Source organism: Lentzea sp. CA-135723 (assembly GCF_050936595.1).
Taxonomy (GTDB): domain Bacteria; phylum Actinomycetota; class Actinomycetes; order Mycobacteriales; family Pseudonocardiaceae; genus Lentzea.
Map to the genome: position 1 here is coordinate 5,182,002 of NZ_JBNJMK010000001.1, position 25,486 is coordinate 5,207,487.

The 25,486-nt window shown below is 69.1% G+C and carries 25 protein-coding genes; 11 read left to right on the plus strand and 14 right to left on the minus strand.

What is annotated here, in order from left to right:
• Nucleotides 1–294 precede the first annotated feature (294 nt).
• On the minus strand, nucleotides 295–1,179 hold the full coding sequence (locus ACQEU1_RS23580) for an aldose 1-epimerase family protein (RefSeq protein WP_433205527.1): 885 nt from the start codon (nucleotides 1,177–1,179) through the stop codon (nucleotides 295–297).
• A 38-nt stretch (nucleotides 1,180–1,217) separates the two neighbouring features.
• On the opposite strand from ACQEU1_RS23580, the gene ACQEU1_RS23585 reads away from it, so the two are divergent.
• Nucleotides 1,218–1,994 (plus strand): MBL fold metallo-hydrolase, encoded by a 777-nt coding sequence (locus ACQEU1_RS23585; RefSeq protein ID WP_433205530.1) that lies wholly within the window; start codon nucleotides 1,218–1,220, stop codon nucleotides 1,992–1,994.
• The gene (locus tag ACQEU1_RS23590; protein ID WP_433205533.1) at nucleotides 1,991–2,707 is read left to right on the plus strand and encodes an AAA family ATPase; all 717 of its coding nucleotides are present in this window, start codon (nucleotides 1,991–1,993) and stop codon (nucleotides 2,705–2,707) included. The genes ACQEU1_RS23585 and ACQEU1_RS23590 overlap by 4 nt, the downstream gene beginning before the upstream one ends.
• Before the next feature lie 4 nt (nucleotides 2,708–2,711).
• Here ACQEU1_RS23590 and ACQEU1_RS23595 read toward each other — a convergent pair whose 3' ends face one another.
• Nucleotides 2,712–4,106 (minus strand): APC family permease, encoded by a 1,395-nt coding sequence (locus tag ACQEU1_RS23595; RefSeq protein ID WP_433205536.1) that lies wholly within the window; start codon nucleotides 4,104–4,106, stop codon nucleotides 2,712–2,714.
• 79 nt (nucleotides 4,107–4,185) lie between these two features.
• On the opposite strand from ACQEU1_RS23595, the gene ACQEU1_RS23600 reads away from it, so the two are divergent.
• Nucleotides 4,186–4,980: a hypothetical protein gene (locus ACQEU1_RS23600; RefSeq protein ID WP_433205539.1), complete on the plus strand. Its 795-nt coding sequence runs from the start codon at nucleotides 4,186–4,188 to the stop codon at nucleotides 4,978–4,980.
• On the opposite strand, the gene ACQEU1_RS23605 is transcribed toward ACQEU1_RS23600, so the two are convergent.
• The 8 genes from ACQEU1_RS23605 to ACQEU1_RS23640 all read right to left on the minus strand — a co-directional run bounded on the left by ACQEU1_RS23605 (nucleotide 4,964) and on the right by ACQEU1_RS23640 (nucleotide 14,215).
• Nucleotides 4,964–6,226, minus strand: a complete 1,263-nt coding sequence (locus ACQEU1_RS23605; protein WP_433205542.1) for an MFS transporter — start codon at nucleotides 6,224–6,226, stop codon at nucleotides 4,964–4,966. The genes ACQEU1_RS23600 and ACQEU1_RS23605 overlap by 17 nt on opposite strands.
• Nucleotides 6,227–6,285: 59 nt before the next feature.
• Nucleotides 6,286–8,220 carry an asparagine synthase (glutamine-hydrolyzing) gene (asnB, locus tag ACQEU1_RS23610; protein WP_433205545.1) on the minus strand — a complete coding sequence of 645 codons (1,935 nt, stop codon included), beginning with the start codon at nucleotides 8,218–8,220 and terminating at the stop codon, nucleotides 6,286–6,288.
• A 916-nt stretch (nucleotides 8,221–9,136) separates the two neighbouring features.
• On the minus strand, nucleotides 9,137–9,793 hold the full coding sequence (pdxH, locus tag ACQEU1_RS23615; RefSeq protein WP_433205548.1) for a pyridoxamine 5'-phosphate oxidase: 657 nt from the start codon (nucleotides 9,791–9,793) through the stop codon (nucleotides 9,137–9,139).
• Nucleotides 9,794–9,948: 155 nt separating this feature from the next.
• Nucleotides 9,949–10,650, minus strand: a complete 702-nt coding sequence (locus tag ACQEU1_RS23620) for an urease accessory protein UreD (protein ID WP_433205551.1) — start codon at nucleotides 10,648–10,650, stop codon at nucleotides 9,949–9,951.
• Nucleotides 10,651–10,703: 53 nt separating this feature from the next.
• On the minus strand, nucleotides 10,704–11,366 hold the full coding sequence (gene ureG / locus ACQEU1_RS23625) for an urease accessory protein UreG (protein WP_433205554.1): 663 nt from the start codon (nucleotides 11,364–11,366) through the stop codon (nucleotides 10,704–10,706).
• Nucleotides 11,329–11,940: an urease accessory protein UreF gene (locus ACQEU1_RS23630; RefSeq protein ID WP_433211703.1), complete on the minus strand. Its 612-nt coding sequence runs from the start codon at nucleotides 11,938–11,940 to the stop codon at nucleotides 11,329–11,331. Before ACQEU1_RS23630 ends, ureG begins: the two co-directional genes overlap by 38 nt.
• Nucleotides 11,937–13,619 carry an urease subunit alpha gene (locus tag ACQEU1_RS23635; protein ID WP_433205557.1) on the minus strand — a complete coding sequence of 561 codons (1,683 nt, stop codon included), beginning with the start codon at nucleotides 13,617–13,619 and terminating at the stop codon, nucleotides 11,937–11,939. Before ACQEU1_RS23635 ends, ACQEU1_RS23630 begins: the two co-directional genes overlap by 4 nt.
• Nucleotides 13,616–14,215, minus strand: coding sequence for an urease subunit gamma (locus ACQEU1_RS23640; protein WP_433205560.1), 600 nt, complete (start codon nucleotides 14,213–14,215; stop codon nucleotides 13,616–13,618). The genes ACQEU1_RS23635 and ACQEU1_RS23640 overlap by 4 nt, the downstream gene beginning before the upstream one ends.
• Before the next feature lie 144 nt (nucleotides 14,216–14,359).
• Here ACQEU1_RS23640 and ACQEU1_RS23645 point away from each other — a divergent pair, with 144 nt between their 5' ends.
• The 5 genes from ACQEU1_RS23645 to serC all read left to right on the plus strand — a co-directional run bounded on the left by ACQEU1_RS23645 (nucleotide 14,360) and on the right by serC (nucleotide 19,136).
• The gene (locus tag ACQEU1_RS23645) at nucleotides 14,360–15,184 is read left to right on the plus strand and encodes an ABC transporter ATP-binding protein (protein ID WP_433205563.1); all 825 of its coding nucleotides are present in this window, start codon (nucleotides 14,360–14,362) and stop codon (nucleotides 15,182–15,184) included.
• Complete coding sequence (locus ACQEU1_RS23650) at nucleotides 15,181–15,996, plus strand: ABC transporter permease (protein WP_433205566.1); 816 nt, start codon at nucleotides 15,181–15,183, stop codon at nucleotides 15,994–15,996. The genes ACQEU1_RS23645 and ACQEU1_RS23650 overlap by 4 nt, the downstream gene beginning before the upstream one ends.
• Complete coding sequence (locus tag ACQEU1_RS23655) at nucleotides 15,975–17,030, plus strand: sensor histidine kinase (RefSeq protein ID WP_433205569.1); 1,056 nt, start codon at nucleotides 15,975–15,977, stop codon at nucleotides 17,028–17,030. The genes ACQEU1_RS23650 and ACQEU1_RS23655 overlap by 22 nt, the downstream gene beginning before the upstream one ends.
• Nucleotides 17,027–17,629, plus strand: a complete 603-nt coding sequence (locus ACQEU1_RS23660; RefSeq protein WP_433205572.1) for a response regulator transcription factor — start codon at nucleotides 17,027–17,029, stop codon at nucleotides 17,627–17,629. The genes ACQEU1_RS23655 and ACQEU1_RS23660 overlap by 4 nt, the downstream gene beginning before the upstream one ends.
• Before the next feature lie 379 nt (nucleotides 17,630–18,008).
• The gene (serC, locus tag ACQEU1_RS23665; protein WP_433205575.1) at nucleotides 18,009–19,136 is read left to right on the plus strand and encodes a phosphoserine transaminase; all 1,128 of its coding nucleotides are present in this window, start codon (nucleotides 18,009–18,011) and stop codon (nucleotides 19,134–19,136) included.
• A 64-nt stretch (nucleotides 19,137–19,200) separates the two neighbouring features.
• On the opposite strand, the gene ACQEU1_RS23670 is transcribed toward serC, so the two are convergent.
• From ACQEU1_RS23670 to ACQEU1_RS23685, 4 genes are read right to left on the minus strand one after another with little or no spacing between them, the layout of a single operon-like run.
• The gene (locus tag ACQEU1_RS23670; protein WP_433205578.1) at nucleotides 19,201–20,346 is read right to left on the minus strand and encodes an ABC transporter permease; all 1,146 of its coding nucleotides are present in this window, start codon (nucleotides 20,344–20,346) and stop codon (nucleotides 19,201–19,203) included.
• Nucleotides 20,343–20,993, minus strand: coding sequence for an ABC transporter ATP-binding protein (locus ACQEU1_RS23675; protein WP_433205581.1), 651 nt, complete (start codon nucleotides 20,991–20,993; stop codon nucleotides 20,343–20,345). Before ACQEU1_RS23675 ends, ACQEU1_RS23670 begins: the two co-directional genes overlap by 4 nt.
• Nucleotides 20,990–22,030, minus strand: coding sequence for a peptidoglycan-binding protein (locus tag ACQEU1_RS23680; protein ID WP_433205584.1), 1,041 nt, complete (start codon nucleotides 22,028–22,030; stop codon nucleotides 20,990–20,992). Before ACQEU1_RS23680 ends, ACQEU1_RS23675 begins: the two co-directional genes overlap by 4 nt.
• Nucleotides 22,031–22,038: 8 nt before the next feature.
• Nucleotides 22,039–22,548, minus strand: coding sequence for a hypothetical protein (locus ACQEU1_RS23685; RefSeq protein WP_433205587.1), 510 nt, complete (start codon nucleotides 22,546–22,548; stop codon nucleotides 22,039–22,041).
• 89 nt (nucleotides 22,549–22,637) lie between these two features.
• On the opposite strand from ACQEU1_RS23685, the gene ACQEU1_RS23690 reads away from it, so the two are divergent.
• The 3 genes from ACQEU1_RS23690 to sepH all read left to right on the plus strand — a co-directional run bounded on the left by ACQEU1_RS23690 (nucleotide 22,638) and on the right by sepH (nucleotide 25,482).
• Nucleotides 22,638–23,297 (plus strand): response regulator transcription factor, encoded by a 660-nt coding sequence (locus ACQEU1_RS23690; protein ID WP_433205590.1) that lies wholly within the window; start codon nucleotides 22,638–22,640, stop codon nucleotides 23,295–23,297.
• Nucleotides 23,294–24,448 carry a sensor histidine kinase gene (locus tag ACQEU1_RS23695; protein ID WP_433205593.1) on the plus strand — a complete coding sequence of 385 codons (1,155 nt, stop codon included), beginning with the start codon at nucleotides 23,294–23,296 and terminating at the stop codon, nucleotides 24,446–24,448. Before ACQEU1_RS23690 ends, ACQEU1_RS23695 begins: the two co-directional genes overlap by 4 nt.
• 101 nt (nucleotides 24,449–24,549) lie before the next feature.
• On the plus strand, nucleotides 24,550–25,482 hold the full coding sequence (gene sepH / locus ACQEU1_RS23700; RefSeq protein WP_433205596.1) for a septation protein SepH: 933 nt from the start codon (nucleotides 24,550–24,552) through the stop codon (nucleotides 25,480–25,482).
• Nucleotides 25,483–25,486: the final 4 nt, after the last annotated feature.

Here is a 25,486-nt window from a genome sequence, read left to right on the forward strand (position 1 = left end):
TTGCGCTCGCCTCTCAGCCGAGCCCGGCTGCGCCATCGCGATGCTCACGCCCGGCGGGGCGCGCCTCGTCTCGGCCGGGCCCAGCTGCGCCATCGCGATGCCGATGCTTGCGCCCGGCGGGGCGCGCCTCGTCTCGCCCGAGACCCGTCCTGCCCGGCCGCGCCTTGCCCCACCGCGTCTCGCCCGGCCGCGCCTTGCCCCACCGCGTCTCGCCCGGTCGCACTGTCGGACCCTCTGAGTACGTTGGGTCGCGGGGGGTCCTGGGCACGAGGGGACGCCTGCGAGAGCCTGCCGTCAGAGCGGGCGGATGCCCCACCTCGCGCCCCACGACTCCCCCGGCGAGACCCAGATCAGGTCCACCCCGGAGTTGAGCGCGTCCGGCGGGCACGTCATCGGCTCGATCGCCACCGCGCGGCCCCGGCCCGGGTACGAGTCCGGGGTGTAGACCTGCACCCAGCGGAACGCCGGGTCCGCCCACACCTCCACGCCGCTGTCCGCCGAGGTCAGGGTGTGGTGGACCAGGCCGTCGGGCGAGGGCTCGCAGCCGCCGAACGGCGTGTCCAGCTTCGCGCCCTCCAGCGAACGGCCCTCGCGGAAGTCGAACCACGTGCCCTCCACCGGGGTGGCCGGGCCGGACGGGACCATGCGGTCGGTGTCCAGCGGCAGCACGGTGGTCGCGGCCAGCGTCAGAGTGCACGAATCGGTCGTGGCGTTGCCCGCCCGCGGGTACGGGTGGGTGCCCACGCCGAACGGGGTGGGGACGTCGCCCACGTTCTTGACGCCGTGGGTGACGGTCAGGCCGTTGTCGTCCAGGGCGTAGGAGACGGTCACGTCCAGGGCGGCCGGCCAGCCCGGCTGGGGTTCGATCAGGGCTCGCAGCGACACGAGGGAGCCGGTGTGTTCGAGCACGGACCAGGGACGGCGGCGGACCAGGCCGTGGATGGCGTTGCCCCTGGCCGGTTCGGTGACCTCCAGGTGCTGCACCGAGCCGTCCAGCACCCAGGACGCGCCCGCGGTCCGGTTGGGCCACGGGACGAGGACGGCGCCCGCGCTCATCGGAGGTTTCTCGTCGGCGCCGAATGTTTCCACATATGGGACGTCGTCGACCTCGAAGGAGCGCAGGCCCGCCCCTACAGTCGTGATCACGGCGGTGGCACCCTCGTACGAGATCCCCAACATGAGGCTGAAGCCTACGGGGCCTGCGGAAGGATTTGCCCATGAAGGTTCATCACCTCAACTGCGCGACGTTCCGGCCGCCCCTGGTGGCGGGCGGGCTGGTGGCGCACTGCCTGCTGATCGAGTCCGACCAGGGGCTGGTGCTGGTCGACACGGGGTTCGGCATGAACGAGGTGACGAACCCCAAGGGGACGATCGACCCGATGAGCCGCCGGCTGTTGCGGCCGGTGCTCGACATCACCGAGACGGCGATCAGCCACGTCGAGAAGCGCGGGTACACGGCGGACGACGTGCGGCACGTGCTGCTGACGCACCTCGACCTCGATCACGCCGGTGGGCTGCGCGACTTCCCCAAGGCCACGGTGCACGTGCTGGACGCGGAGCTGGAGGCAGCGACCAACGCCAAGGGCACCAAGGAGAAGGCCCGGTACCCGAAGGCGCAGCGCGACGGGGTCACGTTCCGGACGCACCAGGCCGAGGGTGAGACCTGGAACGGGTTCGAGGCCGTCAGGGACGTCGACGGGCTGCCGGACGACATCCTCATGGTGCCGTTGGTCGGGCACACGCGCGGGCACACCGGCATCGCGGTGCGGTCCGACGACGGCTGGTTGCTGCACGCCGGGGACGCCTACTTCTACCGCGGCGAGATCGAGACGCCGCCGAGCAACATCTTCGCGTTGAAGCTCACCGCCCGGCAGACCGAGACGATCCGCGAGCAGCGTCTGTCCAATGTGGAACGGTTGAAGGAGCTCAAGGAGTCCGGCGAGGCCGAGGTGTTCTGCGCGCACGACCCGGTCGAGCTGGCCCGGCTCGCGTGACGTTCATCCACCAGGTCCGCCTCGACCAGGGCAGCGACACGCACCGGTACCCGTTCACGTTGCCGGCGGTGCGGCACCTGTTCGGCACCCCGCTGCACTTCCGCGGGCCCGTCACGTTCCTCACCGGGGACAACGGCGCCGGCAAGTCGACGCTGGTCGAGGCGATCGCGGTGGCCGCCGGGTTCAACGCGGAGGGCGGCACGCAGTCGTTCCGGTTCGCGACGAAGGCCACCGAGTCGTCGCTCGGTGATCACCTGATCCTCAGCTGGGGCACCAGGAAGCCGCGCACCGGGTTCTTCCTGCGGGCCGAGTCGTTCTACAACGTCGCCACGGAGATCGACCGGATCGGCGAGGGCATTCACGCGTCGTACGGCGGGAAGTCGTTGCACGAACGCTCACACGGCGAGAGCTTCATCGACCTGATGAACCACCGCTTCGGCGCCAGGGGCCTCTACCTGCTGGACGAACCGGAGGCCGCGCTGTCGGTCAAAGGCTGCCTGACGGTCCTGCGGCGCATCCACGAGCTCGTCGAAGAGGGCTCGCAGTTCATCATCGCCACGCACTCGCCGATCCTGCTCGCCGCACCCGGCGCGACGATCCTGGAGATCACCGACACGATCGACGAGATCTCCTACGACACGGCGGAACCGGTCAGGCTCACCCGCAACTTCCTGGGCGATCCCGACCGGTTCCTGAAGCACCTGCTGGACTAGAGCCTCACTTGCCGATGTTCTCGGGGTGCGTCTCCACCTTGCCGTGCAGCACGCGGTTGATGCCCCACAGCACGAGTCCGGCGAGCAGCAGGTAACCCGCGATCTTGTAGTCGTCGATCGGCCGGCCGGACAGGCCGGGGATCGCGAGGTACGCGCACGTGATCGCGCCGAGCACCGGTGCCCAGGTGGGCGCCCGGAAGTGCTTGTGCTCGGCCTTCTCCCGCCGCAGCACCAGGCACGCGACGTTGACGATGGTGAAGACGATCAGCAGCAGCAACGACGTGGTGCCACCGAGCTTGCCGATGTCCGCTGTGGACACCAGGATCACCGCGACGCCCGTCGTGAAGACGATCGAGATCCACGGCGTGCGGCGGAACGGGTGCACGGTGCCGAAGAACGACGGGATGATCTTCTCGTTCGCCATGCCGTACAACAACCTCGACGCCATCAGCATGTTGATCAGCGCCGAGTTGATGACGGCCAGCAGACCGATCAACGCGAAGATCCACAGCGGGAAGCCCGGCGCACCAACGGTGACGACCTTCAGCAACGCGCCGCTGCTCGCCTTCGCGAGCTCGTCGGACGGGATCAGCAGCGACGACGTGATCGCGACCAGCACGTAGATCAGGGCCGCGACGCCCATGCCGATCAGCATCGCGCGCGGGAAGATCTTGGCCGGGTTCTTGCACTCCTCTGCCATGTTGACCGAGTCCTCGAAGCCGACCATCGCGAAGAACGCGAGCGCCGTCGCCGAGGTGACCGCGAGCATGATGTTGGACCCGGACGGCACGTGGATCTCGGTGAGCCGCGAGGGTTCGCCGTCGCCGACGACCACCGCGTACGCGCCGATCGCGATGATGATCAGCAGACCGGACAGCTCGATGCAGGTCAGGACCACGTTGGCCTTGACGGACTCCGACACACCGCGGAAGTTGATCAGGGCGAGGCCCGCGATGAACACGACCGCGAGCCCGGTGAACACGAGCGACTCGGCCGTGAGCGTCACGTCGAAGAACTCCACCAGCAGCTGCCGCAGGTACGTGCGGCCGAACGCCAGCGCGGCCGACGACGCCGAGGTGATGCCCGAGCACATGACCGCGAACGCGACCATGAACGTCAAGAAGTGGATCTTGAACGCTCTGTTCGTGTACAGCGCCGCGCCTGCCGCCTTGGGGTACTTCCCGACCAGTTCCAGATAGCTGAACGCGGTCAGGAACGCCACCACGAACGCGAGCAGGAAGGGCAGCCAGAGCGCGCCGCCGATCTTGCCTGCCACGTTGCCGGTGAGGGCGTAGATACCGGTGCCGAGGATGTCGCCGACGACGAAGAACAGCAGCAGCTTCGGGCCGATTGCCCGATGTAGCTCTGGTTGCTCCGTTTGTGGAGTCGCTTCAGCCATGCCCGAAGATTCTGCACCTTTTGCCCGCTACCTGCGGGAACGAACGATGACCTCACCCAATTGGTGTAACAATCGCCGGATGAGACTCGCGGCGACCGCGATCATCGCCGGCCTGGCGCTGACCGCCTGCTCCTCGTCCGAACCCGCGAGCGACACCGGCTCCCGGCTGCGCGACGTGCCGAGCCTCGTGGCCGCGGTCAAGAAGTCGGTGAACGACAAGGGTTCCTACCGCTTCACCATCGACCCGCCGCTGGCCGGGACGTCCGGCCGGGCACCGGCGAACGGGAGCGTGCGGCTGGGCGGCGAGGTCCCGGCGATGGACGCGACCACGACCCGTGCCGTGCAGACCGGCGGCAACGCCGTGGAGCTCAGGCTGGTCTCGACGATGAAGGACACCGCGTTCGTGCGGCTGCCGGCCGACGTCTTCGGGCTGCCCGCCGACAAGCCGTGGGTGCGGCTCGACCGCAAGGCCGACGACGAGTTCACGACGACCGTGCTGGGCTTCCACGACGTCGTCTACCAGCAGGCCGTCTTCACGACGTACCACCTGCCGGTGATCGAGGCGGGCGGCGAGCTCAAGCTGACCACGGAGGCCGGTGGCGCCACCCGCTACACGATCTCCGTCGACTACCGGAAGGCCTACGACACCCTCGAGGACGAGGCCCTGCGCGCCGAGGTCAAGCTCGCACTGGACCAGCAGGTCGCCGGCGCGACCGCCGAGGTCGAGCTGGACGGGAGCGGCCTGCCCAGCCGCATCGGCTTCTACACGGACTTCCAGGGCCAGCGGATCGTCGACGCCACCCGCTTCTCCGACTGGGGCGGCGCCGTCACGATCGCCGACCCGAACCCGGCCGAGGTCAGCCCGAGGGGTTGACCTTGTAGCGCCAGATCGCCGGCAACGCCGCCACCATCGCGACGCTGGCGAGGACCACCAGCACGCCACCGGCGGTGACCGCGGCGGCCGTGCCGAACGCGGCGCCACCCGTGCCGTGCAGCAGGTCGGCGATGCGCGGCCCGCCGGCGACGACGACGATGAACACGCCCTGCATCCGTCCGCGCATCTCGTCCGTCGCGGCGGACTGGAGGATCGCGCCGCGGAACGCCATCGACACCATGTCGGCGGCACCCGCGAGCGCGAGGAACGCGGCCGCGACCCACAGCGACCCGGCGAGCCCGAAGCCCGCGATCGCGACGCCCCAGCCCACGACGGCCAGCGTGAGCGCAACGCCGTGGCGGTTGATGTTGGAGATCCACCCGGACGTGAGCCCGCAGATCACCGCGCCGACCGGGATGGCCGCGAACAGCACGCCGAGCGCGAACCCACCCCCGGCCGGGTCGCCGAACGTGTGCTGGGCCATCTCCGGGAAGAGCGCCCTCGGCATGCCGAACACCATCGCGATGATGTCCAGCAACATGCTCGCCATCAGCACTTTCTGCGCCCACAGGTACACGAACCCGTCGAGCACGTCCCGCAGCCCCGCCCGCCGGATCACACCGTCCAGCGGGGGCATCGGAGGCAGCTTCCACACCGCGTAGACCGTCACGACCAGCGCGATCGCGTCCACCAGGTAGAGCGTCGAGAGCCCGACGATCGGCATGAACGCACCGGCGAGCAACGGCCCGAGCACCGCGCCGAACTGCATGACCGTCGACCCGAGCGCGCCGGCGGACGGCAGCAGCTCGGCAGGCACCAGCCGGGCGATGGAGGCGGACCGGGCCGGAGCGTTGGCCGCGAAGAACACCTGCTGGAGGCCGAGCAGCGCGATCACGAGCCACACCGACCCGACGTTCATCGCCGCCTGCGCCCACAGCAGCACTGACGAGACGGCGATGCCGATGTTGGTGGCGAGCAGCAACTTGCGCCGGTCGACGGTGTCCGCGATGGCGCCGCCCCAGAGCCCGAAGACCAGCAGCGGCACGAGCGCCACGCCGGCGGCGATGCCGACCCACGCCGACGAGCCGGTGAGGTCGTACACCTGCTTGGGCACGGCGACGGCGGTGAGCTGGGAGCCCACCGCCGTCACGATCGTGGAGAGCCACAGCCGGCGATACGCGACGATCTTCAACGGTCGAGTGTCGATCACGAACGTCGAGCGCGCGCTTCTCCCCACAGTGGCCACTTGGTTAGCCTATGGCAACTAACAAGCCCTTTACGGTGATGTGTCGCCAAGACCACTCGTCAGAGGCGGACGGGGTACACCGGCTCCGGCACCTTGGGCGTGATCCGGCCCTCGACGAAGATCCCGTGCCAGATCATGAAGCAGAGCACGCTCCACAGCTGCCTGGACCTGTCGAACTGCTCCGACTTGTGCTCGGCCAGCAGGTCCAGCACCGCGTTCTTGTCGAGCAGGTGCCCGGTCTGCGAGTCGTTGATGATCCCGCGCGTCCAGTCGTACATCTCGGCGCGCAGCCAGTGCCGGATCGGCACCGGGAACCCGAGCTTGGGCCGGTTGAGGACGTGCGCCGGAATGATCTTCGCCAACGCCTTGCGCAGCGCGTACTTGGTCGTGCCCTCGGTCAGCTTCTGGTCGAGCGGAACCTCGGCCGCGACCCGGAACACCTCGGGGTCGAGGAACGGCACGCGCAGCTCGATCGAGTTGGCCATCGTCACCTTGTCGGCCTTGACGAGGATGTCCCCGCGCAGCCACGTGAACAGGTCGATGTGCTGCATGCGGGCCACCGGGTCCCAGTCCTCGGACTCGCGGTACCAGGGCGCCGTGACGTCCTTGAAGCCGATGCCCTCGACGTACCCCGGGAACACCGCGCGCACCTGGTCGTCGCTGAAGTTGCGGGCGTTCCCGTAGTACCGGTCCTCCAGCCGCAGCGCACCGCGCCGCAGCAGGTCCTTGCCGCGCACACCCTCCGGAATGGACTTCGACACGGCGCCCATCAACTTGCGCACGCCGCCGGGCACCTTCTCGAAGGGCGCCAACGACAACGGCTCGTGGTAGATCACATAGCCGCCGAACAGCTCGTCGGCACCCTCACCCGACAACACGGCCTTGACGTACTTACGAGCTTCCTTCGCGATGAAGTACAACGGCACCAACGCCGGGTCCGCCACCGGGTCGTCGAGGTACCAGAGGATGAGCGGCAGCTCGTTCATCATCTCGTCCGCCGACACCGTCCGGACCACGTGCCGCACCCCGATCGCCGCCGCCGTCTCCGCGGCGACGTCGACCTCCGAGTACCCGTCCCGATCGAAACCACTGGTGAAGGCGATCAGGTTGGGGTTGTGCTGCTTGGCCAGCGTCGCCGTGGCCGTCGAGTCGATACCGCCGGACAGGAACGCACCGACCGTCACGTCGGGGTCCGAGATCATGTGCTTGGCGACGGAGTCCCGCATCACGTCGGCGATGCGCTCGTGCAGCGCCTCGGCCTCGTGCGCCCCGTTGACCGGCCGCGGGTTGAACACGGGCTTGAAGTACCGGTTGAACAGCACCTGCCCACCCGGCGACACCTTGAACGACGTGCCGGACTCAATCCGCCGGATCGCCTTGTGCAACGACTCGGGCTCAGGCACGTACTGCAACACCAGGTAGTGCTGCAACGCCGTCTGGTCCAGCTCCTGGCTGATCCCCAGCACGCCGGTCAACTGCAGCAAGCTCTTCTTCTCCGACGAGAACCCGACCCCACCGGGCCCGGCGGCCCAGTACAAAGGCTTGATCCCAAACGGATCCCGCGCCCCGAAGACCACCCGCTCCTGCGCGTCCCAGATCATGAACGCGAACATGCCGCGCAACATCTTGACCCAGTCGGCCCCGAGGTAGTGGTACCCGGCGACGATCGACTCACCATCGCCGTTGGTGCGGAACTGGGCCCCGAACTTCCGCATGAGCTCGGCCCGGAGCTCCTTGTAGTTGTAGATCTCGCCGTTGAAGTTCAGCGTGTACCGCGTGGGGTTCTCCGGCGGCCCCCACACCAGCGGCTGGTGCGAGTGCTCGAGGTCGATGAAGCCCAGCCGGTTGAACCCGTAGATGACCTCAGCGTCAGCCCAGGTGTCCTGCTCGTCGGGCCCACGGTGCCGCTGGCAGCGCAGAGCCGCAGCGACGGAGTCACGCGCGGAGGCCGCACCGGCTTCCGTAGAACAGATGAGTCCGAGCACTCCGCACACGTGAAATCGCACCTCGTAGCTAGCTGTTGCTGAAATCCCAGTATGCCGAAGCGGGGATCCGGACATTCTCGCCACCCGAAGGACGCCCGACCCCCAGGTCAGGTTCCGCGAGGGCCTGGCAGGGGAGGTGGGGTGGGGACGGGGCAGGCGAGGTGAGTTGGCGCGGTAGGCCGGCGGGCGCGAGGCGAGGCACGGCGGGCAAGGCGAGGTGAGGCAGGCGACGACGGGCGGTCAAGGCGAGGGGCGGGCTGGCGAGGGCGGGGCCGGAGGCGAGGCGGAACCGGAGGCTGGTGGTAGGCGGGGCAAGACAGGGCGGGCGGGGCGGAGGCCGGCAGGCCTGAGGCGAGGCGAGAGCAGGCTCCCGCGGGGGTCCCCTTCGATTCGAGCTCCCCCGCGACCCAACGTACCGAGAGGGTCTGACAGTCCGGATGGATCTTCAGCAGGCGCACTGAACCGCACTCGTCAACGCAGGCCGACCACGCACGCAAGCCCGGCGCGCGCTCTCAACCAGATAGCCGACGACACAAAGCCAACCGCCTACGAATCCTGGCGTGGCGAAGCGGAGCGAGCCCGAACGGGCTGATGCGCGGCTGGTCAGCGGTACAACCCACCGATTGCGATTGGGGCTTGACTTTGGGTGCGAGGTGCTACCACTAGTGGCTCGGCCGGGCCTCTTTTCAGCCCGGCCTTTTCCGGTCCGACAAGCACCTCGCAAGGGCCCCGAAGTCAAGCCCCAATCGCCACCCACGCGCTTCGTCTAGACCCGCGCGAACACCCTCGCAACCGCAGCCCAACCAACAGAACGAGACCAACCCCCGCCACAACAGGAACCACACCAACGAACCGGCACCCCAAGCGAACAAAACAGGGGCGCCTCCCCGCCCACAGGAAGACGCCCCACTCGAAAAGCCCGAACCTACGGAGCTACTCGCTCCAAAGCCCATCCATCCCGCCCGAGCCGGAACCGCAGCCGATCGTGCATCCGATCCCGCCGCCCCTGCCAGAACTCGACCTCCTCAGGCCGAATCCGCCACCCACCCCAGTGCGGCGGCACAGGGATCTTCTCGGTCTCCGCGAACTGCCGCTCGATCTTGTGCAACGCCGAATCCAAAGTGGACCGACCGGTCACCACCCGCGACTGCGGCGAGGCCCAGGCACCGATCTGCGACCCGCGCGGCCGCGAGTTCCAGTACTCGGCGGTCTCCACGGGCCCGACCTTCTCGACGGTCCCGCGCACGTGCGCCTGGCGCTGCATCGCGAACCACGGGAAGGTGGCCGACGCGTACCGGGTCGCCATCAGGTCGTGCGACTTGTTGGACGTGTAGTTGGTGAAGAACACCAACCCGCGTGCGTCGAGGCCCTTGGCCAGGACCGTGCGGGACGACGGGCGGCCCTTCACGTCGGTCGTGGCGAGCACCATCGCGTTCGGCTCGGGGAGCCCGGCGCCCGAGGCCTGGTCCAGCCACAGCTGGAGCTGCTCGTGCCAGGTGGCGGCGAGCTCGGCCTCGGCGAGCGAGCCCTGCTCGTATGACACGCGCATCGCCGGTAGTGCGATGTTCGTGGTCTCCGTCATCGGCGAACCTCCAAGCGGCGGCAGAACTCGTGGTCCCTGGACTCGCGACCATACGCACGGCGTGCCGATACCGAAACCGCCTGCGCGGTGATGACCACCACCTGAACGGTGACTGTCCGTGCAAAGAACAGTTCTGGATCGAGTCCGTGATCGAGTCAGATGGCGTCGAGCACACGTGTGACGGTGACCACGTCGTCACCCAGTGCGGTAGCAAGGGTTCCGCCCGCTGCCAACGGAACGACGCTCCACCACTCACCGCCGTCCGCGGGTCGCTCCACGGCGTCCAGCACCACCGAACTTCCGACGACCCGGCGACCCGCCAGCCCGGCCGGGGAACCGTCGACCACCGGGTCGCCCACGACCAGCTGTTGGTGCAACAACGGCTTCCCGCAACGGGTTGCGCGCATCGTGGACGACAGCGAGCCGGCCTTTTCGCCGGAGCGGCCCAGCACCAGGACCTCGCGCAGGCGCAACTCTGCGTGACCGTCCAATTCGGCTTCCACCACTGCGGTGTGGCGCGCGCGGGCGGTGACCACCGTCGGTTCTGGCAGGTAGGAAACGCTCCCCTCCAGGCGAAACCGCACAAGAGACGAAGAAGGCTCACCAGACGAACCGGGCAGGACCAGGGTTGCCGCAACGCCTCGAAGGTCCAAGGACGCCCCGGGACCGACTTCGACGGTCAGGGACAACGAATCGCCGCCCAGCGGCGCGGTGACCGAGGAAACCAGGTGCACCAACGCGACCGGGCCCACGCGCCGGGCCGGCACCAATGTCAACGGTGTCATCGACCGCAGGACCCGCACGACGCTGTTGCCGTGCGAGTCCAACGCGACCACGAGCCGTGCCGAGGCTTTCACCGGAACACCCTCACCGGAACACCCTCATCGAAACGCCTTCACCGAGAACGCCTTCACAGCCCCGCCAGCACCCACTTCGCGACCTCGGGCGCGTCCGGCGTCTCCACCAGCGACTGCGCGATGACGGGCAGCGACCCGCGCATCCGGTGCGCGTCGGAGACCATCACGTCCATGTCCGCGCCGACGTACGGCGCCAGGTCGATCTTGTTGATCACCAACAGGTCCGCGGTCGTCACGCCCGGCCCGCCCTTGCGCGGCACCTTGTCGCCACCCGCGACGTCCACGACGAAGATCTGCCGGTCGACCAGGCCGCGCGAGAACACCGCCGTCAGGTTGTCCCCGCCGCTTTCGATGATCACCAGATCAAGCCCCTCGAACCGGTGCTCCAACCGCTCCACCGCGTCCAGGTTCGCCGTGATGTCGTCGCGGATCGCCGTGTGCGGGCAGCAGCCGGTCTGCACCGCCTCGATCCGCGACGGGTCCAGCACCCCGGCCCGGCGCAGGAAGTCCGCGTCCTCGGTCGTGTAGATGTCGTTCGTCACGACCGCGAGCGACAGCTGCGACCCCAGCGCGCGGCACAGAGCCGCGGTCAGCGCGGTCTTGCCGCTGCCGACCGGACCGCCGATGCCGATGCGCGGCGCGACCCCGTGGTGGTGCCCGTGCGGATCGGGTCCGTGGTTAGCTCCCAAAGAGACGCACCCCTTCACGTCGAACATGTGCCTCGGCCAGCAGATCCAAGGCAGGCGAACCCAAAGCGGGCAACGCGGCGCAGGCGCGCGAAGCCACGTCCTCGACCGGCAGCCCGGCCACGATCGCGTTGACGCCGAACGGATCGAGCCCCAGCAGCCGCACCGCCGCGGAGGCCGGACCGCTCACCGCCAGATAAGCGCAGGTCAGCGCCGCCTCGAACGCATCACCGACCAGCACCCCGATCACCAACGGCTGGTGCGGGGCAGCAGACAGCGCGTCCAGCCGCGCGGAGGGCCAGGCCCGCCGAGCCGCCCGCAACATCCCGCGTCCCTGCGCCCGCGAGGCCTCCCGCTGAGCAGGCGAGGGCGTCCGGGCGTCCAACTCGGCGTCCAGCACGTCAAGGTCCTCACCGCGGGCGGCCGCCGCGGCGAACCCCGCCGCCAGCAACCCGGCCCCGGCCAGCCGCCCGTGCAGGAACGACCGCAGCGACGGCTCGTCGACGACCAGCCCGCGCGCGGCGGCCTCCTCCAGCCCGCCGGAGTGCACGTGCCCGCCGCCGGGGAACCGGGAGTCGGAGAGGATCAGCGCGGTCAGCATCAGAACAGGAAGTACCGTTGCGCCATCGGCAGTTCCGCCACCGGTGACGGCTCCACCAGGTCGCCGTCGACGTGCACCGCGAAGCTGTCCGGGTCGACCTGGACGTCGGGCATGGCGGAGTTCAGCACCATGTCGGCCTTCGACACAGCCCGGGTCGACTCCACCGGCAAGACCCGGCGCGCGTACCGCGACCCGATCCCGGCCTCGACCGCTTCTGGCGAAACGAAGAACACCGACGAGGCGGCACCGGCCGTCGCGCCGAACATCGGCCGCGCCCACACCGGTTGCGGCGTCGGGATCGACGCGTTCGCGTCGCCCATCTGCCCCCAGGCGATGAACCCGCCCTTCAGCACCACCGACGGCCGCACCCCGAAGAACTTGGGCTCCCACAACACCAGGTCGGCGAGCTTGCCGACCTCCACCGACCCGACCTCGGAGGCGATCCCGTGCGCCACAGCAGGGTTGATCGTGTACTTGGCGACGTACCGCTGCGCCCGCAGGTTGGCGTCCAAGCTCCGACGCGACGACATCACGTGCGCGGTCTGCCAGGTCCGGATGATCACCTCGCCGACGCGTCCCATCGCCTGCGAGTCCGAGGAGATCATCGAGATCGCGCCCAGGTCGTGCAGCAGGTCCTCGGCCGCGATGGTCGTGGGCCGGATCCGCGACTCCGCGAAGGCGAGGTCCTCCGGCACCGACGGGTTGAGGTGGTGGCACACCATCAGCATGTCGAGGTGCTCTTCCAGCGTGTTCACGGTGTGCGGGCGCGTCGGGTTCGTCGACGACGGCAGCACGTTCGGCAGCGACACCACGCGGATGATGTCCGGCGCGTGCCCGCCACCGGCGCCCTCGGAGTGGTAGGCGTTGATCGACCTGCCACCGATGGCGTCCACAGTGGATTCCAGGAACCCGGCCTCGTTCAACGTGTCCGTGTGGATCGCGACCTGCACCCCGGACTCGTCGGCCACCCGCAGGCACGCGTCGATCGCCGCGGGCGTCGTGCCCCAGTCCTCGTGCAGCTTGAACCCGCCGGCGCCGCCGGCGAGCTGCTCGCGCAAGCCCTCCAGCGAGACCGTGTTCCCCTTGCCCAGCAACAGGACGTTGACCGGCATGTGGTCCATCGACGTCAGCATCCGGTCGAGGTACCAGGCGCCGGGCGTGACCGTCGTGGCCTTGGTGCCCTCGGCAGGGCCGGTGCCGCCGCCGATCAACGTCGTCAGCCCGGACGCCAGCGCCTCGTCGACGATCTGCGGGCAGATGAAGTGCACGTGGCAGTCGATGCCGCCTGCCGTCAGGATCTTCCCGTTGCCGGACAGGATCTCCGTGGACGGCCCGATCACCAGCGCGGGGTCGACCCCGTCCATCGTGTCCGGGTTGCCCGCCTTGCCGATGCCGACGACCCGCCCGTCCCGCACGCCGACGTCGGCCTTGACCACACCCCAGTGGTCGAGGATCACCGCGCCCGTGATGACCAGGTCGGGAGCGCCCTCGGCACGGGTCGCGATCCCCTGCCCCATCGACTCGCGGACGACCTTGCCGCCGCCGAAGATCACCTCGTCGCCGGAGCCGGCGCCGCGCGAGCGGTCCTCGGTGACCTCGATGAACAGGTCGGTGTCGGCGAGCCGGATCCGGTCGCCGACCGTCGGCCCCAGCAGTTCCGCGTACCGCTCACGATCGATCATCGCCGCAACCCCCGCACGATGCGCAGTCCTGCCAACGGAACCAGCGTGACCTCGCGTTCCACGCCCGGCTCGAACCGCACGGCCGTCCCCGCCGCGATGTCGAGCCGGTACCCGAACGCGGCTTCCCGGTCGAACGACAGCCCCGTGTTCACCGAGGCGAAGTGGAAGTGCGATCCGACCTGCACGGGCCGGTCCGCGACGTTGACGACGACCAGCGTCACCCGCGGCCGTCCGGGGTTGAGCTCGACCGGTTCGGCGCCGACGACCACCTCCCCCGGCGCGGGCCCCGCGGACGGCGCGATCGGGTGGTGGACGGTGACGAGCTTGGTGCCGTCCGGGAACGTCGCCTCCGCCTGCACCGAGTCGATCATCTCCGGCACGCCGCGCATGACCTGCTCGGGAGCGAGCACCGCGCGTCCGCTCTCCATGAGCTCGCTGACCGTCCGTCCGTCCCGCGCGCCCTCCAGCACGTGGTCGGTGATCAACGCGACGGCCTCCGGGTAGTTGAGCAGCACCCCGCGTTCGAGCCGGCGGCGCGCCACGTCGGCGGCGACGTGCACGAGGAGCTTGTCGCGTTCATGCGGCGTCAGATGCACCGGCCTGTTCTAACACGCGAAAGCGCGCTATCGCGGAGTGGAAACACGGCCGAAACACGACCGCGTGTCCACCGACCGGTTGACAGCCGGGGTCAGCGTTGCGGTCGTCCCGCGGAGCCCCCTCGAAAACGCAGGATTTACGACATGAACGCGATCCGAGTGAGGGGCCTGCGGAAGGCCTACAAGGACCACCAGGCGGTGGCAGGGGTGGACCTCGACGTCGCCCGCGGGGAGGTCTTCGCGGTGCTCGGCCCGAACGGCGCCGGCAAGACCACCAGCGTCGAGATCATGGAGGGGCACCGCGACCGGGACGCGGGCGAGGTCAGCGTGCTCGGCGTCGACCCGGCCAAGGGCGGCCGCGAGTGGCGGTCGAAGCTCGGCATCGTCCTGCAGAGCGCGACCGACGCCGCGACGCTGTCCGTCCGCGAAGCCGTGCAGCACTACGCGAGGTACTACGGGAACCCGCGCGACCCGGAGGAGGTCATCGACCTCGTCGGGCTCACCGAGAAGGCGAAGTCCCGCGCCGGCACGCTCTCCGGCGGTCAGCGGCGCCGGCTCGACGTGGCGCTCGGCATCATCGGACGCCCCGAGCTCGTGTTCCTGGACGAACCGACGACCGGGTTCGACCCCGAGGCGCGGCGCCAGTTCTGGGGCCTCATCAAGCTGCTCGCCGCCGAGGGCACCACGATCCTGCTGACCACGCACTACCTCGACGAGGCGGAGGCGCTCGCCGACCGCGTCGCCGTGCTCGCCGGCGGCGTCATCGTCGCCGAGGGCACGCCGCAGACGCTGGGCGGCCGCGCCCACGCCGAGGCCACGGTCCGCTGGCTGTCCGACTCGGGCTACCAGGAGGTCCTCACCTCCGAGCCCACCAAGGTGATCGCCGACCTCTCGCGGCACGGCGAACTGGCCGAGCTCACCGTCACCCGCCCGTCGCTGGAAGACATCTACCTGGAGCTGATCAAGTGACCACCGCAACGCTGTCCAAGGCCTCCGCTCTCCCTTCCGCTGTGGCGCTGGGCTTCGCACGGGGCGGCACCGAACTGCGGGAGTTCTTCCGGCAGAAGGAAAATCTCATCTTCACGATCTCGTTGCCGGCACTCTTAATGCTGCTGCTCGGCACCGTGTACGTGAAGGAACCCGCCGCCGCGCAGATGTTCGCGGCCAGCATGATCGGCGCCGGCATCATCTCGACGTCGTTCGTCGGGCTCGGCATGAGCGTCGTGGCCGACCGCGAGGACGGCACGCTGAAGCGCCTGCGCGGCACGCCGATGCCGTTCTCGTCCTACTTCCTCGGCAAGATCGTCCTGGTCTTCGTGTCGAGCCTCTTCGAGGCCGTGCTGCTGCTGGTCGTCGGCATCCTGCGCTTCGACGTCGAGCTGCCGACGAGCTTGGACAAGTGGTTCACGTTCGGCTGGGTGTTCGTGCTCGGCGTGATCTCGTGCTCGCTCATCGGCGTGGCGCTGAGCTCGATCGCGAAGTCCACCCGCAACGCCGCCGGTGTGCTGAACCTGCCGTACATCGTGCTGCAGTTCCTCAGCGGTGTGTTCATCATGCAGTCGGCGCTGCCCGACTCCCTGCGCACGGTGGGGTCGATCTTCCCGCTCAAGTGGGTGTGCCAGGGTTTCCGCTCGGTGTTCGCACTGAACGACGACTACGCGGTCATGGAGGCGGCGGGATCATGGGAGCTCGGCAGGATCGCGCTGGTGCTGGGCGCGTGGACGATCGTGGGCCTGGTTCTCGTCAGCAGGACTTTCAGGTGGAGCAACACCAGTCGCTGATCACCTGGTACGTGCTGTTCGCGGTCACCCAGGTCACCGCGCTCGTGCTGATCCTGATCGACAACAACACCCTCGCCGACCGGCTCTCGGCGGCGGGGCTGTTGTGCCTGAACGCCTTGTGGTTCCTGCTCTACGGCATGAAGCTCGTCCGCCGCAGCCAGGACGACTGGCGCGGCTTCGTCTACGCGGCGGGCTCCCTGGCCACCTTCGCGCCGGCGGTGTGGTTCAGCGGCAACGCGACGTTCGCCCTGTTCGGCCTGGTCCCGCAGATCTACATGGTGCTGCCGGTCGCGTGGGCGTTCGTGCCGATGGTCGTCTTCGTCTTCACGCCGCAGGTGCTGACCTGGTTCGCCGGCGCCGTACCCGCGCTGGAGTGGCCGGCGGCGATGCTGATCGCGGGCTTCTCGCAGGCGTTCGGCTGGGCCATCGGCCGCATGTCCGACCAGAGCAGGCAACGCGCGGAACTGCTCGACAAGATCGAGGCGCTGACCCTGGAGGCCGAACGGGCCCGCTGGGCGGCCGAGATCCACGACACGCTCGCCCAGGGCTTCACCTCGATCATCACGCTGCTGCAGGGCGCACAGCCGAACGTGGACCTGGCGCTGCAGACCGCACGCGAGAACCTCCGCGAGGCCCGCGCCCTGGTGGCCGCCAACGCACCGTCGCCTTTGGACGGTTCGTCACTGGAGGACGCGTTGCGGCGCTTGGTCTCCGGGGCAGCGTTGCCGTCGTCGTTCCGGGTGATCGGAGACGCTGTGCCGCTGGCCACGTCGGTCGAGGTGGTGCTGCTGCGAACCGTGCAGGAGGCGCTGAACAACGTGGCGCGGCACTCGAGGGCGTCCCGCGTGGACGTGACGATGAGGTTCGACGCCGACGGCATCTCGCTGGAGGTGCGCGACGACGGCCGCGGCTTCGGCGACGCACCAGAGGGCTTCGGCCTGCGGGGCATGCGTGCGCGGCTGGAACAGGTGGGTGGGACGCTCTCGTTGTCGTCCGACGACGGGGCGTCAGTGCTGGTGGAGGTACCGCTGTGATCAGGATTCTGCTGGTGGACGACCACCCCGTGGTGCGTCAGGGCCTGCGCGGGATGCTCGTGGGCGACGATCTCGAGGTCGTCGGGGACGCGGGCTCGGGCCAGGAGGCGATCGCCGCGGCCGCCTTGTTGAAACCGGACGTCGTGCTGATGGACCTGCGGATGCCCGAAATGGACGGTGTGGCCGCGACCGCCCGGATCGTCGGAACCGGGCCGCGCGTGCTGGTGCTGACGACCTACGAGACGGACTCGGACATCCTGCGCGCCGTTGAGGCCGGGGCGTCCGGGTACCTGTTGAAGGACTCGACCACCGAGGACCTGATCGCTGCCATTCGGGCGGCTGCTCGCGGGGAGACCGTGCTGGCTCCGTCGATGGTGGCGAAGGTGGTGGGGCAGGTGCGGACGCCGCCGTTGTCGGCGCGCGAGGCCGAGGTGCTGAAACTGGTCGCCAAAGGCATGTCCAATGTTGAGATCGGGCGGAGTCTGTTCATTTCCGAGGCGACGGTGAAGACGCACTTGTTGCGGGTGTTCAACAAACTGGGCGTGTCCGACCGGACCGCGGCGGTCACCACGGCGATGGATCGCGGCATGCTGCAGTAACGCACCAGTGAGCTGGTGCACAAAGGTGAATTGGATGCGGCCGTTCGCGTACCGCCGATGGAGCACCCGGAAACAGCGCAACAATCTGTTTTCGACTCTGCTCGTGAAATCAGCCAGAGCTGGACTCAACCCGCACGCTACCAACGCAGCGTCAAATTGACCGTGCGCAACCTGCCGATCGGCGGAACTCCCGGAACAACGCCGCGCATTCAGAGGTGTCCAGCCGCACAGCACCGCTGTAGCCGCGGTCGAGCGGGCCGGGAGTGACCCAGGACACCCGGTTGTCACCTTCGGTACACCGGCCTGCAACACTGTGAACTCCGGCAACGGCGCCGGTCAGGTCCCTGAAGCTCGTCAATCGCCCCGGAGGCGTGACCACATGACCCAGACCGCCGATCCGACCTCGTTGGTGCTTCCCGCCGAGCTCAAGCCGTCTGACGGCCGCTTCGGCTGTGGACCGTCCAAGGTGCGTCCCGAGGCCGTCGCGGCCCTCGCGTCCGAGGGTGCGGCGCTGCTCGGCACCTCGCACCGGCAGAAGCCCGTCAAGAACCTCGTCGGCCGCGTGCGGTCCGGTCTGCGCGAGCTGTTCCAGCTGCCGGACGGGTACGAGGTCGTGCTCGGCAACGGTGGCACCACGGCGTTCTGGGACGCGGCCAGCTTCGGGCTCGTGCGCGAGACGGCCCAGCACTTCACGAACGGCGAGTTCTCGTCCAAGTTCGCGAAGGTCACGCAGACCGCGCCGTTCCTGAAGGACTCGCTGGTCACCAAGGCCGAGCCGGGTACGGCGCCGGAGCTGTTCCACGCCGAGGGCGCCGACCTGGTCGGGTGGGCGCAGAACGAGACGTCGACCGGTGTCGCGATGCCGGTGACGCGCATCGAGGGTTCCGGCGATGCGCTCATCGCGATCGACGCCACGTCGGGTGCGGGTGGTCTGCCGGTCAAGGCCGAGGACTTCGACGTCTACTACTTCGCGCCGCAGAAGTCGTTCGCGTCCGACGGTGGTCTGTGGCTCGCGCTCATGTCGCCCGCGGCGCTGCAGCGCGTCGACGAGCTCAAGGACCGCTGGGTGCCGGAGTTCCTGTCGCTGCCGACCGCGCTCGACAACTCCACCAAGGACCAGACGTACAACACGCCGTCGGTCGCCACGCTCTTCCTGCTGGCGCACCAGATCGACTGGATCAACGGCAACGGCGGCCTCGACTGGTCGGTCGCGCGCACCAAGGACAGCAGCGACCGCCTGTACTCCTGGGCCGAGAAGACCGCGTACACCACGCCGTACGTCGAGAAGGCCGCTGACCGCTCGCAGGTCGTCGGCACGATCAACTTCTCCGACGACGTCGACGCCGCCACGGTGGCGAAGGTGTTGCGCGCCAACGGCGTCGTGGACGTCGAGCCGTACCGCAAGCTCGGCAAGAACCAGCTGCGCGTCGCGATGTTCCCGGCCATCGAGCCGAACGACGTCACGATCCTCACGCAGGCGATCGACTGGGTCGTCGGCCAGCTCTGACGCAGCCGAGAAAGCAGCGACCTGGGGCGCACCGAATGCAGTTCTCGGTGCGCCCCAGGGCTTTTCAGGCAAGTGCTTCCGTGGGCGACTGACGCGCCGCCCGCACCGCGGGATAGACGCCGGCGATGGCGCCGATGAGGATCGCCGAGCCCACTCCCCCGAGCAGGGCCGGCCACGGCAGTGCCGCAGGCCATTGCTGACTGATCGAATATCCGGCCGTGACCGCGATTCCCACGATCACGCCGACCAGCCCGCCCAGGCCCGACAGCAGCACCGACTCGGTCAGGAACTGCCACCTGATCTGCCGCCGGGTCGCCCCGAGCGCCCGCCGCAGACCGATCTCGCGGCGGCGTTCCAGCACCGAGATCACCATCGTGTTCGCCACGCCGACGCCACCCACCAACAACGCGACCCCGCCCAAACCCAGGAACAGCGCGTTGTAGGAACTCTCGGCCAGCTGCTGCGCCTCCAGCGCCTCAGACGGCCGGGAAACCTTGACCTCGTTGGACTTCTGCGGGTTCAGCGTCGGGCCGAGCAGGTCGCGGACGTTGTCCACCTGGTCCGGCGACGTGCGCACGTAGACCGTGTTCGCGTTGCCCTCGAACCCGAACGCCTCCTTCGCCGCCTCCCAGCCGACCAGCGCCGACCTGTCGATCTCCGGCGAGAGCGGCAGCGGACCGAGGATGCCGACGACGGTGAACCACTGCCCGTCGATCCACAGCTGCACACCGGGCTTGTCGATCCCGAGCCGTGCCGCCGCGGTGCCCCCGAGCACCACCGACTTCTCCCCCGGAGACAACCACCGGCCGGCGCGGACCTCGGCGTTCAGCACCTTCAGCAGGTCATGCTCGGCGGCCTGCACCTGCAGGCCGAGCGTGTCGCTGGACGGCACGAGGTCGTTCTTGCGGACGCTCGCGTTGAGCTTGCCGGTGGCGCTGGCCGCCGACACCGCCCCGATCCGCTTGGCCATCGGCACGGCGGTCTCCGGCAGCTTCGCGTCCTGGCCGAAGAAGTCCTGGCCGGGCGCCGCGGTCAGGAGGTTGGTGCCCAGCTTGGACATCTTCTCCTGCAACGCCGCCGCGCTGGAGGCGGGAATGCCGACGACGGCGACCACGGCGGCGATGCCGATCGCGATGCCCAGCGCCGAGAGGATCGCCCGGATCGGGCGGGTCTTCATGCCGAAGAACCCGAGGCGCAGCAGGTCGATCACACGATCACCCCGTCGCGGACCTCGACGCGGCGGGGCGCCCACGCCGCGATGTCCCGGTCGTGCGTGATCATCACGATCGTGGTGCCGTCGGAGTTGAGGCTTTCCAGCAGCTCCAGCACCCCGGCGCCGTTCTTCGTGTCCAGGTTCCCGGTCGGCTCGTCGGCGAGCAGGATGCCCGGCGAGTTCACCACGGCACGAGCGATCGCCACGCGCTGGCGTTCGCCGCCGGACAGCTCGTGCGGCTTGTGCAGTGCGCGGTGGATCAGGCCCACCCGGTCCAGGGCGGACATCGCGAGCGCGCGCCGCTTCGATCGGGGCACACCCGCGTAGACGAGGCCCGCGGCCACGTTCTCGATCGCGGACAGCCCGTCGGTCAGGAAGAACTGCTGGAACACGAACCCGATCGTGCGGGCGCGCAGGGCCGACAGGGCGTTGTCGGACATGGTGGAGATGTCGTTGCCGTCGATCTCGACCTTGCCCGCGGTCGGCTTGTCGAGCGTGCCCATCAGGTGCAGCAGCGTCGACTTCCCCGAGCCGGACGGTCCCACGATCGCGAGCATCTCCCCGCCCCCGACGGTCAGGGAGACGTCGCGCAACGCCTGCACGCCACCGGGATACGTTCTGCTCGCGTGGTCGACGGTGATCACTCGGTGGTCACCACCTTCATGCCCTCGCGCAGGCCTTCGCCCTGCACCTCGACCTGGCCCTTGGCGAAGATGCCGACGGTGACCGGGATGGTCTTCCCGTCCTCCGCCACCACTCCGTAGCCGCCCTCGTTCAACGCCAGCAGCGCGCCGATCGGCACGGCCAGCACGTTCTGCTTCTTCGCCACGGTGAAGAGCGCGGTGACGTTGCCGCTCTCGACGCCCTCGGCGGCCTTGGGGTCGTCGACGGAGATCGTCAGCACGATCTTCGGCTTGGAGCCCTGGTTCGGGTCGCCGGTGGTGCGGGAGATGCCGGTGATGGTGCCGGTGGCGGGCTTGCCGCCGGAGATCGACAGCTCGACCTTCTCGCCCTGCTTGGCGAGGCGCTGCTTGGACTGCTCCAGTTCGACGGTCACCGCGCGTTCGGTGCCGGTGACCTTCATCAGGTCGCCGCCGGCGGGCGCGCCGAGCTGGGCGGTCAGCGACGAGACGCGGATCGCTCCACTTTGGACGATCACGTCGCCGACGCCGAGCTTGCCGGTCTGTTCGAGGCCCAGGGACTTCTGCCACTTCTTCAGCGCCGAGGCGGTGTAGGAGGTGAACTTCTCGTCGGGGGTGCCGAAGTCCTTGAACCCCAGAGCGGCCAGGTTCTCCTCCACCACCTTGACGTCCGGTCCGTTCGACATGCCCGCTTCGAGGTCGCGGTAGAGCGGCATGTCGGCGTAGAACAGCGGCACCGGCTTGGCGTCCGAGTGGAACACCGGTCTACCCCGCTCGATGACGTCGCCCTGCTTGGGCAGCGCGGTGACGGTGCCGCTTTTCCGGCTGGCCAGCGCTCGTTCCGCGCCGAAGCCGAGCTGGCCGGTGACGGACTGCTGGTCGGCGAGGTCGGTCTTCTTCACGGCCGCGGTCTTGGCCGGGTCGTTCTGCAACGGGGCGGCGCTCGCCTGGTTGGACGCGATCCTGGTGAGGACCACGACCCCGCCGGTGCCGAGCACGACGGCGGCGACGAGGGCCGCGACGATGATCTTCCGATTCACGCGGCGCTTCATCCTGCGGGCCTCACCGCGACCATGCCCTCGCCCATGCCGCAGTCCTTCATGTCCTGCTTGACCTTGTCGTCGGACATGTCGGGCAGCTGGATCGCCTCTGAGGTGCTGCCGGCGCCGCCGTCGAAGTTCGGGTCGGGCCAGTCGTGTCCCTTGTCCCGCATGCACTTCGCCTGCTGACGCATCTTGTCCTGCTCCTCCGGCGACGGCGGCTTGAACTCGCCGCCGTTGGGCAGGTGCTTCTTGCAGGCCTCGTTGGCCGCGTTCATCTTGTCCATGTCCGGGGCGCCGCCCTCGCCGCCGCCGTCCGCGGGCATGGCCTCGATCATGATGCCGCCGCTGCCGTCCTCCTTGGGGTCCGGCATGTTCACGCCGTTCTCCCGCATGCACTTGGCGAACGCGAGCATGTCGCCTTTTTCGTCCTTCTTGGCGTCCGCCGCCTGGTCCTTCGACCCGCAGGCGGTGAGCGCCAGCAGCAGGCCCAGCAGCACTGCGATGGTGGATTTCATGGGGACAGGTCTACGGAGGCGCTCATTCGACCGCGTTAAGCGAAAGCCCTTATCCGGCGCTTATGCCCTCCGCGCGGAAAATGGGCGTCATGCGTGTGCTGGTGGTCGAGGACGAACAGCTGCTCGCGGACACGATCGCCGAGGGACTGCGCAGGTTCTCGATGGCGGTCGACGTCTGCTACGACGGCGAGGCGGCGTTGGAACGCGTCGGGGTGCACGCGTACGACGTCGTGGTGCTCGACCGCGACCTGCCCCTCGTGCACGGTGACGAGGTGTGCAAGGCGGTGCACGCGACCGGCGGCGAGGCGCGGGTGCTGATGCTGACGGCGGCGGCCGAGGTGGACGACAGGGTGGCCGGGCTCGGGCTCGGCGCCGACGACTACCTGACCAAGCCGTTCGCGTTCGCCGAGCTCGTGGCCCGCGTGCAGGCGCTGGGCCGGCGGGCTCGTCCGGCCTTGCCGCCGGTGCTCGAACGCGCGGGCGTGACGCTCGACCTGCCGCGCCACCAGGCGTCCCGCGACGGGACGTTCCTGCCGCTGTCCCCCAAGGAGTTCGCCGTGCTGGAGGTGCTGATGCGGGCGGAGGGCACCGTGGTGAGTCCCGAGGAGCTGCTGGAGAAGGCCTGGGACGAGCACGCGGACCCGTTCACGAACGCCGTGCGGGTGGCGGTGATGACGCTGCGCCGCAAGCTGGGCGCGCCGCAGGTCATCCAGACCGTGCCCGGCGCCGGCTACCGGTTCGGGTCGTGAAGCTCAGGACCAGGCTGACGGCCTGGTACGCGGGGGTGTTCCTGATCGCGGGCGTCGCGCTGATCGGCCTCAACTACTGGCTGCTCGCGTCGTTCGCTCCGGTGGACGCGGGCATCGCCGTCTCGCGGGCGCTCCCGTCCGCCGAGCTGGAGATGTACCCGGCCTACACGGATTTCTCCGCTGTTCCGGCCAGTGAGCTGCCGAGCGACACGCTGGTGGTGTCCGGTGCGGAGGCCAAGAGCGAGGTGATGAGCACGGTCCTGTGGGGGTCGATCACCGCGTTGCTGGTGGCGGCGGTGTTCGCGGTCTGGCTCGGCTGGGTCGTGGCCGGGCGGGTGCTGGAGCCGTTGCACTCGATCACCTCGACCGCGCACCGGCTCGAGGCCGAGCGCCTGGACCAGCGGATCGAGCTGGACGGGCCGCCGGACGAGCTGAAGGAGCTCGCGGACACCTTCGACGGCATGCTCGACCGGCTCGCGTCGTCGTTCGACAGCCAGAAGCGGTTCGTCGCGAACGCCTCGCACGAGCTGCGCACGCCGCTGGCCGTGCAGCGGACCTTGATCGAGGTGGCGGTGGCCTCGCCGGACGCGACCGACGAGATCCGCCGTCTCGGAGCGCACCTGCTCGACACGAACGAGCGAAGCGAGAAGCTCATCGACGGGCTGTTGCTGCTCGCTCGCAGTGACCGGGGGCTCGCCACGCGTGAGCTCGTGTGGCTGGACGAGGTCGTCGAGGACGAAGTGGAGTCGTGTCGCGCGTTGGCCTCGGAGAAAAAGGTCACGTTTGAGGTTCGGACTCGCAGGTATCTGGTGGACGGTGATCCGGTCTTACTTGCCCAGCTCGTCGGCAACCTGTTGCGCAACGCGGTTCTCTACAACGAACCTGGCGGAACGGTGACAGTAGAACTTGATCAAGAGTTGATCGTTTCCAACACCGGTCCCACCGTGCCTGCCCAGGCAGTACCCGGCTTGTTCGAACCCTTTCGACGTCTCCGCGATCGCACCGGAACCGCCGGATCGGGCCTCGGGCTGTCGATCGTGCAGTCCGTCGCGCGCGCTCATCAGGGCTCCGCGAAGGCTCGTCCGAACGGGGGAGGCGGGCTGGTGGTCCAGGTGAACCTTCCGGAAACGGGCGTGCGACAGGCCTCGTGAACTGGCAAGATCACGTAGAGATATCGGCGAGCCTCCCACTCGTGGACCGCTCGTTGTCCTAACGTTGTCTGCTGGCGAGGTGCGAATTCAGGGAGGCCACGATGCGAGCGCTGCGAGTCATCGGGCTCGACGAGGACGGTAAGTCCGTCATCCTCGAAGACCCCGAAAACCGCGGCGAGCGCTTCACGCTCCCCGCGGACGAGCGTCTTCGAGCGGCCCTGCGAGGTGACCTCGCGCGCCTCGGCCAGATGCAGATCGAGTCCGGCGAGGCCCAGATGCGGCCGCGCGAGATCCAGGCGCGCATCCGTGCCGGCGAGTCGATCGACCAGGTCGCCGCCGCGTCCGGGATGCCGACGCACCGCATCGAGCGCTTCGCCTACCCGGTCCTGCTGGAGCGTTCGCGCACCGCGGACCTCGCGCAGCGCGCGCACCCGGTCCGTGAGGACGGTCCGGACGTGCAGACGCTCGGCGAGGTCGTCGCGCACTCGTTCGGCCTGCGCGGACACGACCTGTCCGACACCAAGTGGGACTCGTGGAAGGGCGACGACGGCCGCTGGATCGTGCAGCTGCACTGGAAGACGGGGCGCTCGGACAACCGCGCGCACTGGGCGTTCCACCCCGGTGCGCAGGGCGGCACGGTCACGGCGCTCGACGACGCGGCCGTGGACCTGATGGACCCGAACCCGAACCGCACGCTGCGCACGGTGCGGCCGGTGACGCAGCTGGCGCGGCAGGCCCTGGAGGCGACTCCGGTCCTGCCCCCGATCCCCGTTGCCGAGGAGCCGGTCCAGGTCCCGGCGCAGGCGCCCGCCCCCGTGGCGGCACCTGCTCCCGTCGTGGCCGAGAAGCCGGTCCAGGAGAAGACGCCGGAACCCGAGCCCGCCCCTGCTCCGCCGCCGCCCCCGGTGAAGGAGCAGGAGCCCGCCGCGGAGAAGCCGGTCCGCAAGGACCCTCCTCCGAAGCGGGGGAAGAAGAACCACCCCATCGTGCCGTCGTGGGAAGACGTTTTACTGGGCGTGCGGTCGAACCGCTGAGTGA

What these genes read in the sequence shown, in the direction of transcription:
- ACQEU1_RS23580 (WP_433205527.1), bottom strand. Translation starts at nt 1,179, where the DNA reads ATGTTGGGGATCTCGTACGAGGGTGCCACCGCCGTGATCACGACTGTA.
- ACQEU1_RS23585 (WP_433205530.1), top strand. Translation starts at nt 1,218, where the DNA reads ATGAAGGTTCATCACCTCAACTGCGCGACGTTCCGGCCGCCCCTGGTG.
- ACQEU1_RS23595 (WP_433205536.1), bottom strand. Translation starts at nt 4,106, where the DNA reads ATGGCTGAAGCGACTCCACAAACGGAGCAACCAGAGCTACATCGGGCA.
- ACQEU1_RS23600 (WP_433205539.1), top strand. Translation starts at nt 4,186, where the DNA reads ATGAGACTCGCGGCGACCGCGATCATCGCCGGCCTGGCGCTGACCGCC.
- pdxH (WP_433205548.1), bottom strand. Translation starts at nt 9,793, where the DNA reads ATGACGGAGACCACGAACATCGCACTACCGGCGATGCGCGTGTCATAC.
- ureG (WP_433205554.1), bottom strand. Translation starts at nt 11,366, where the DNA reads ATGTTCGACGTGAAGGGGTGCGTCTCTTTGGGAGCTAACCACGGACCC.
- ACQEU1_RS23635 (WP_433205557.1), bottom strand. Translation starts at nt 13,619, where the DNA reads ATGATCGATCGTGAGCGGTACGCGGAACTGCTGGGGCCGACGGTCGGC.
- ACQEU1_RS23645 (WP_433205563.1), top strand. Translation starts at nt 14,360, where the DNA reads ATGAACGCGATCCGAGTGAGGGGCCTGCGGAAGGCCTACAAGGACCAC.
- serC (WP_433205575.1), top strand. Translation starts at nt 18,009, where the DNA reads ATGACCCAGACCGCCGATCCGACCTCGTTGGTGCTTCCCGCCGAGCTC.
- ACQEU1_RS23685 (WP_433205587.1), bottom strand. Translation starts at nt 22,548, where the DNA reads ATGAAATCCACCATCGCAGTGCTGCTGGGCCTGCTGCTGGCGCTCACC.
- ACQEU1_RS23690 (WP_433205590.1), top strand. Translation starts at nt 22,638, where the DNA reads ATGCGTGTGCTGGTGGTCGAGGACGAACAGCTGCTCGCGGACACGATC.
- sepH (WP_433205596.1), top strand. Translation starts at nt 24,550, where the DNA reads ATGCGAGCGCTGCGAGTCATCGGGCTCGACGAGGACGGTAAGTCCGTC.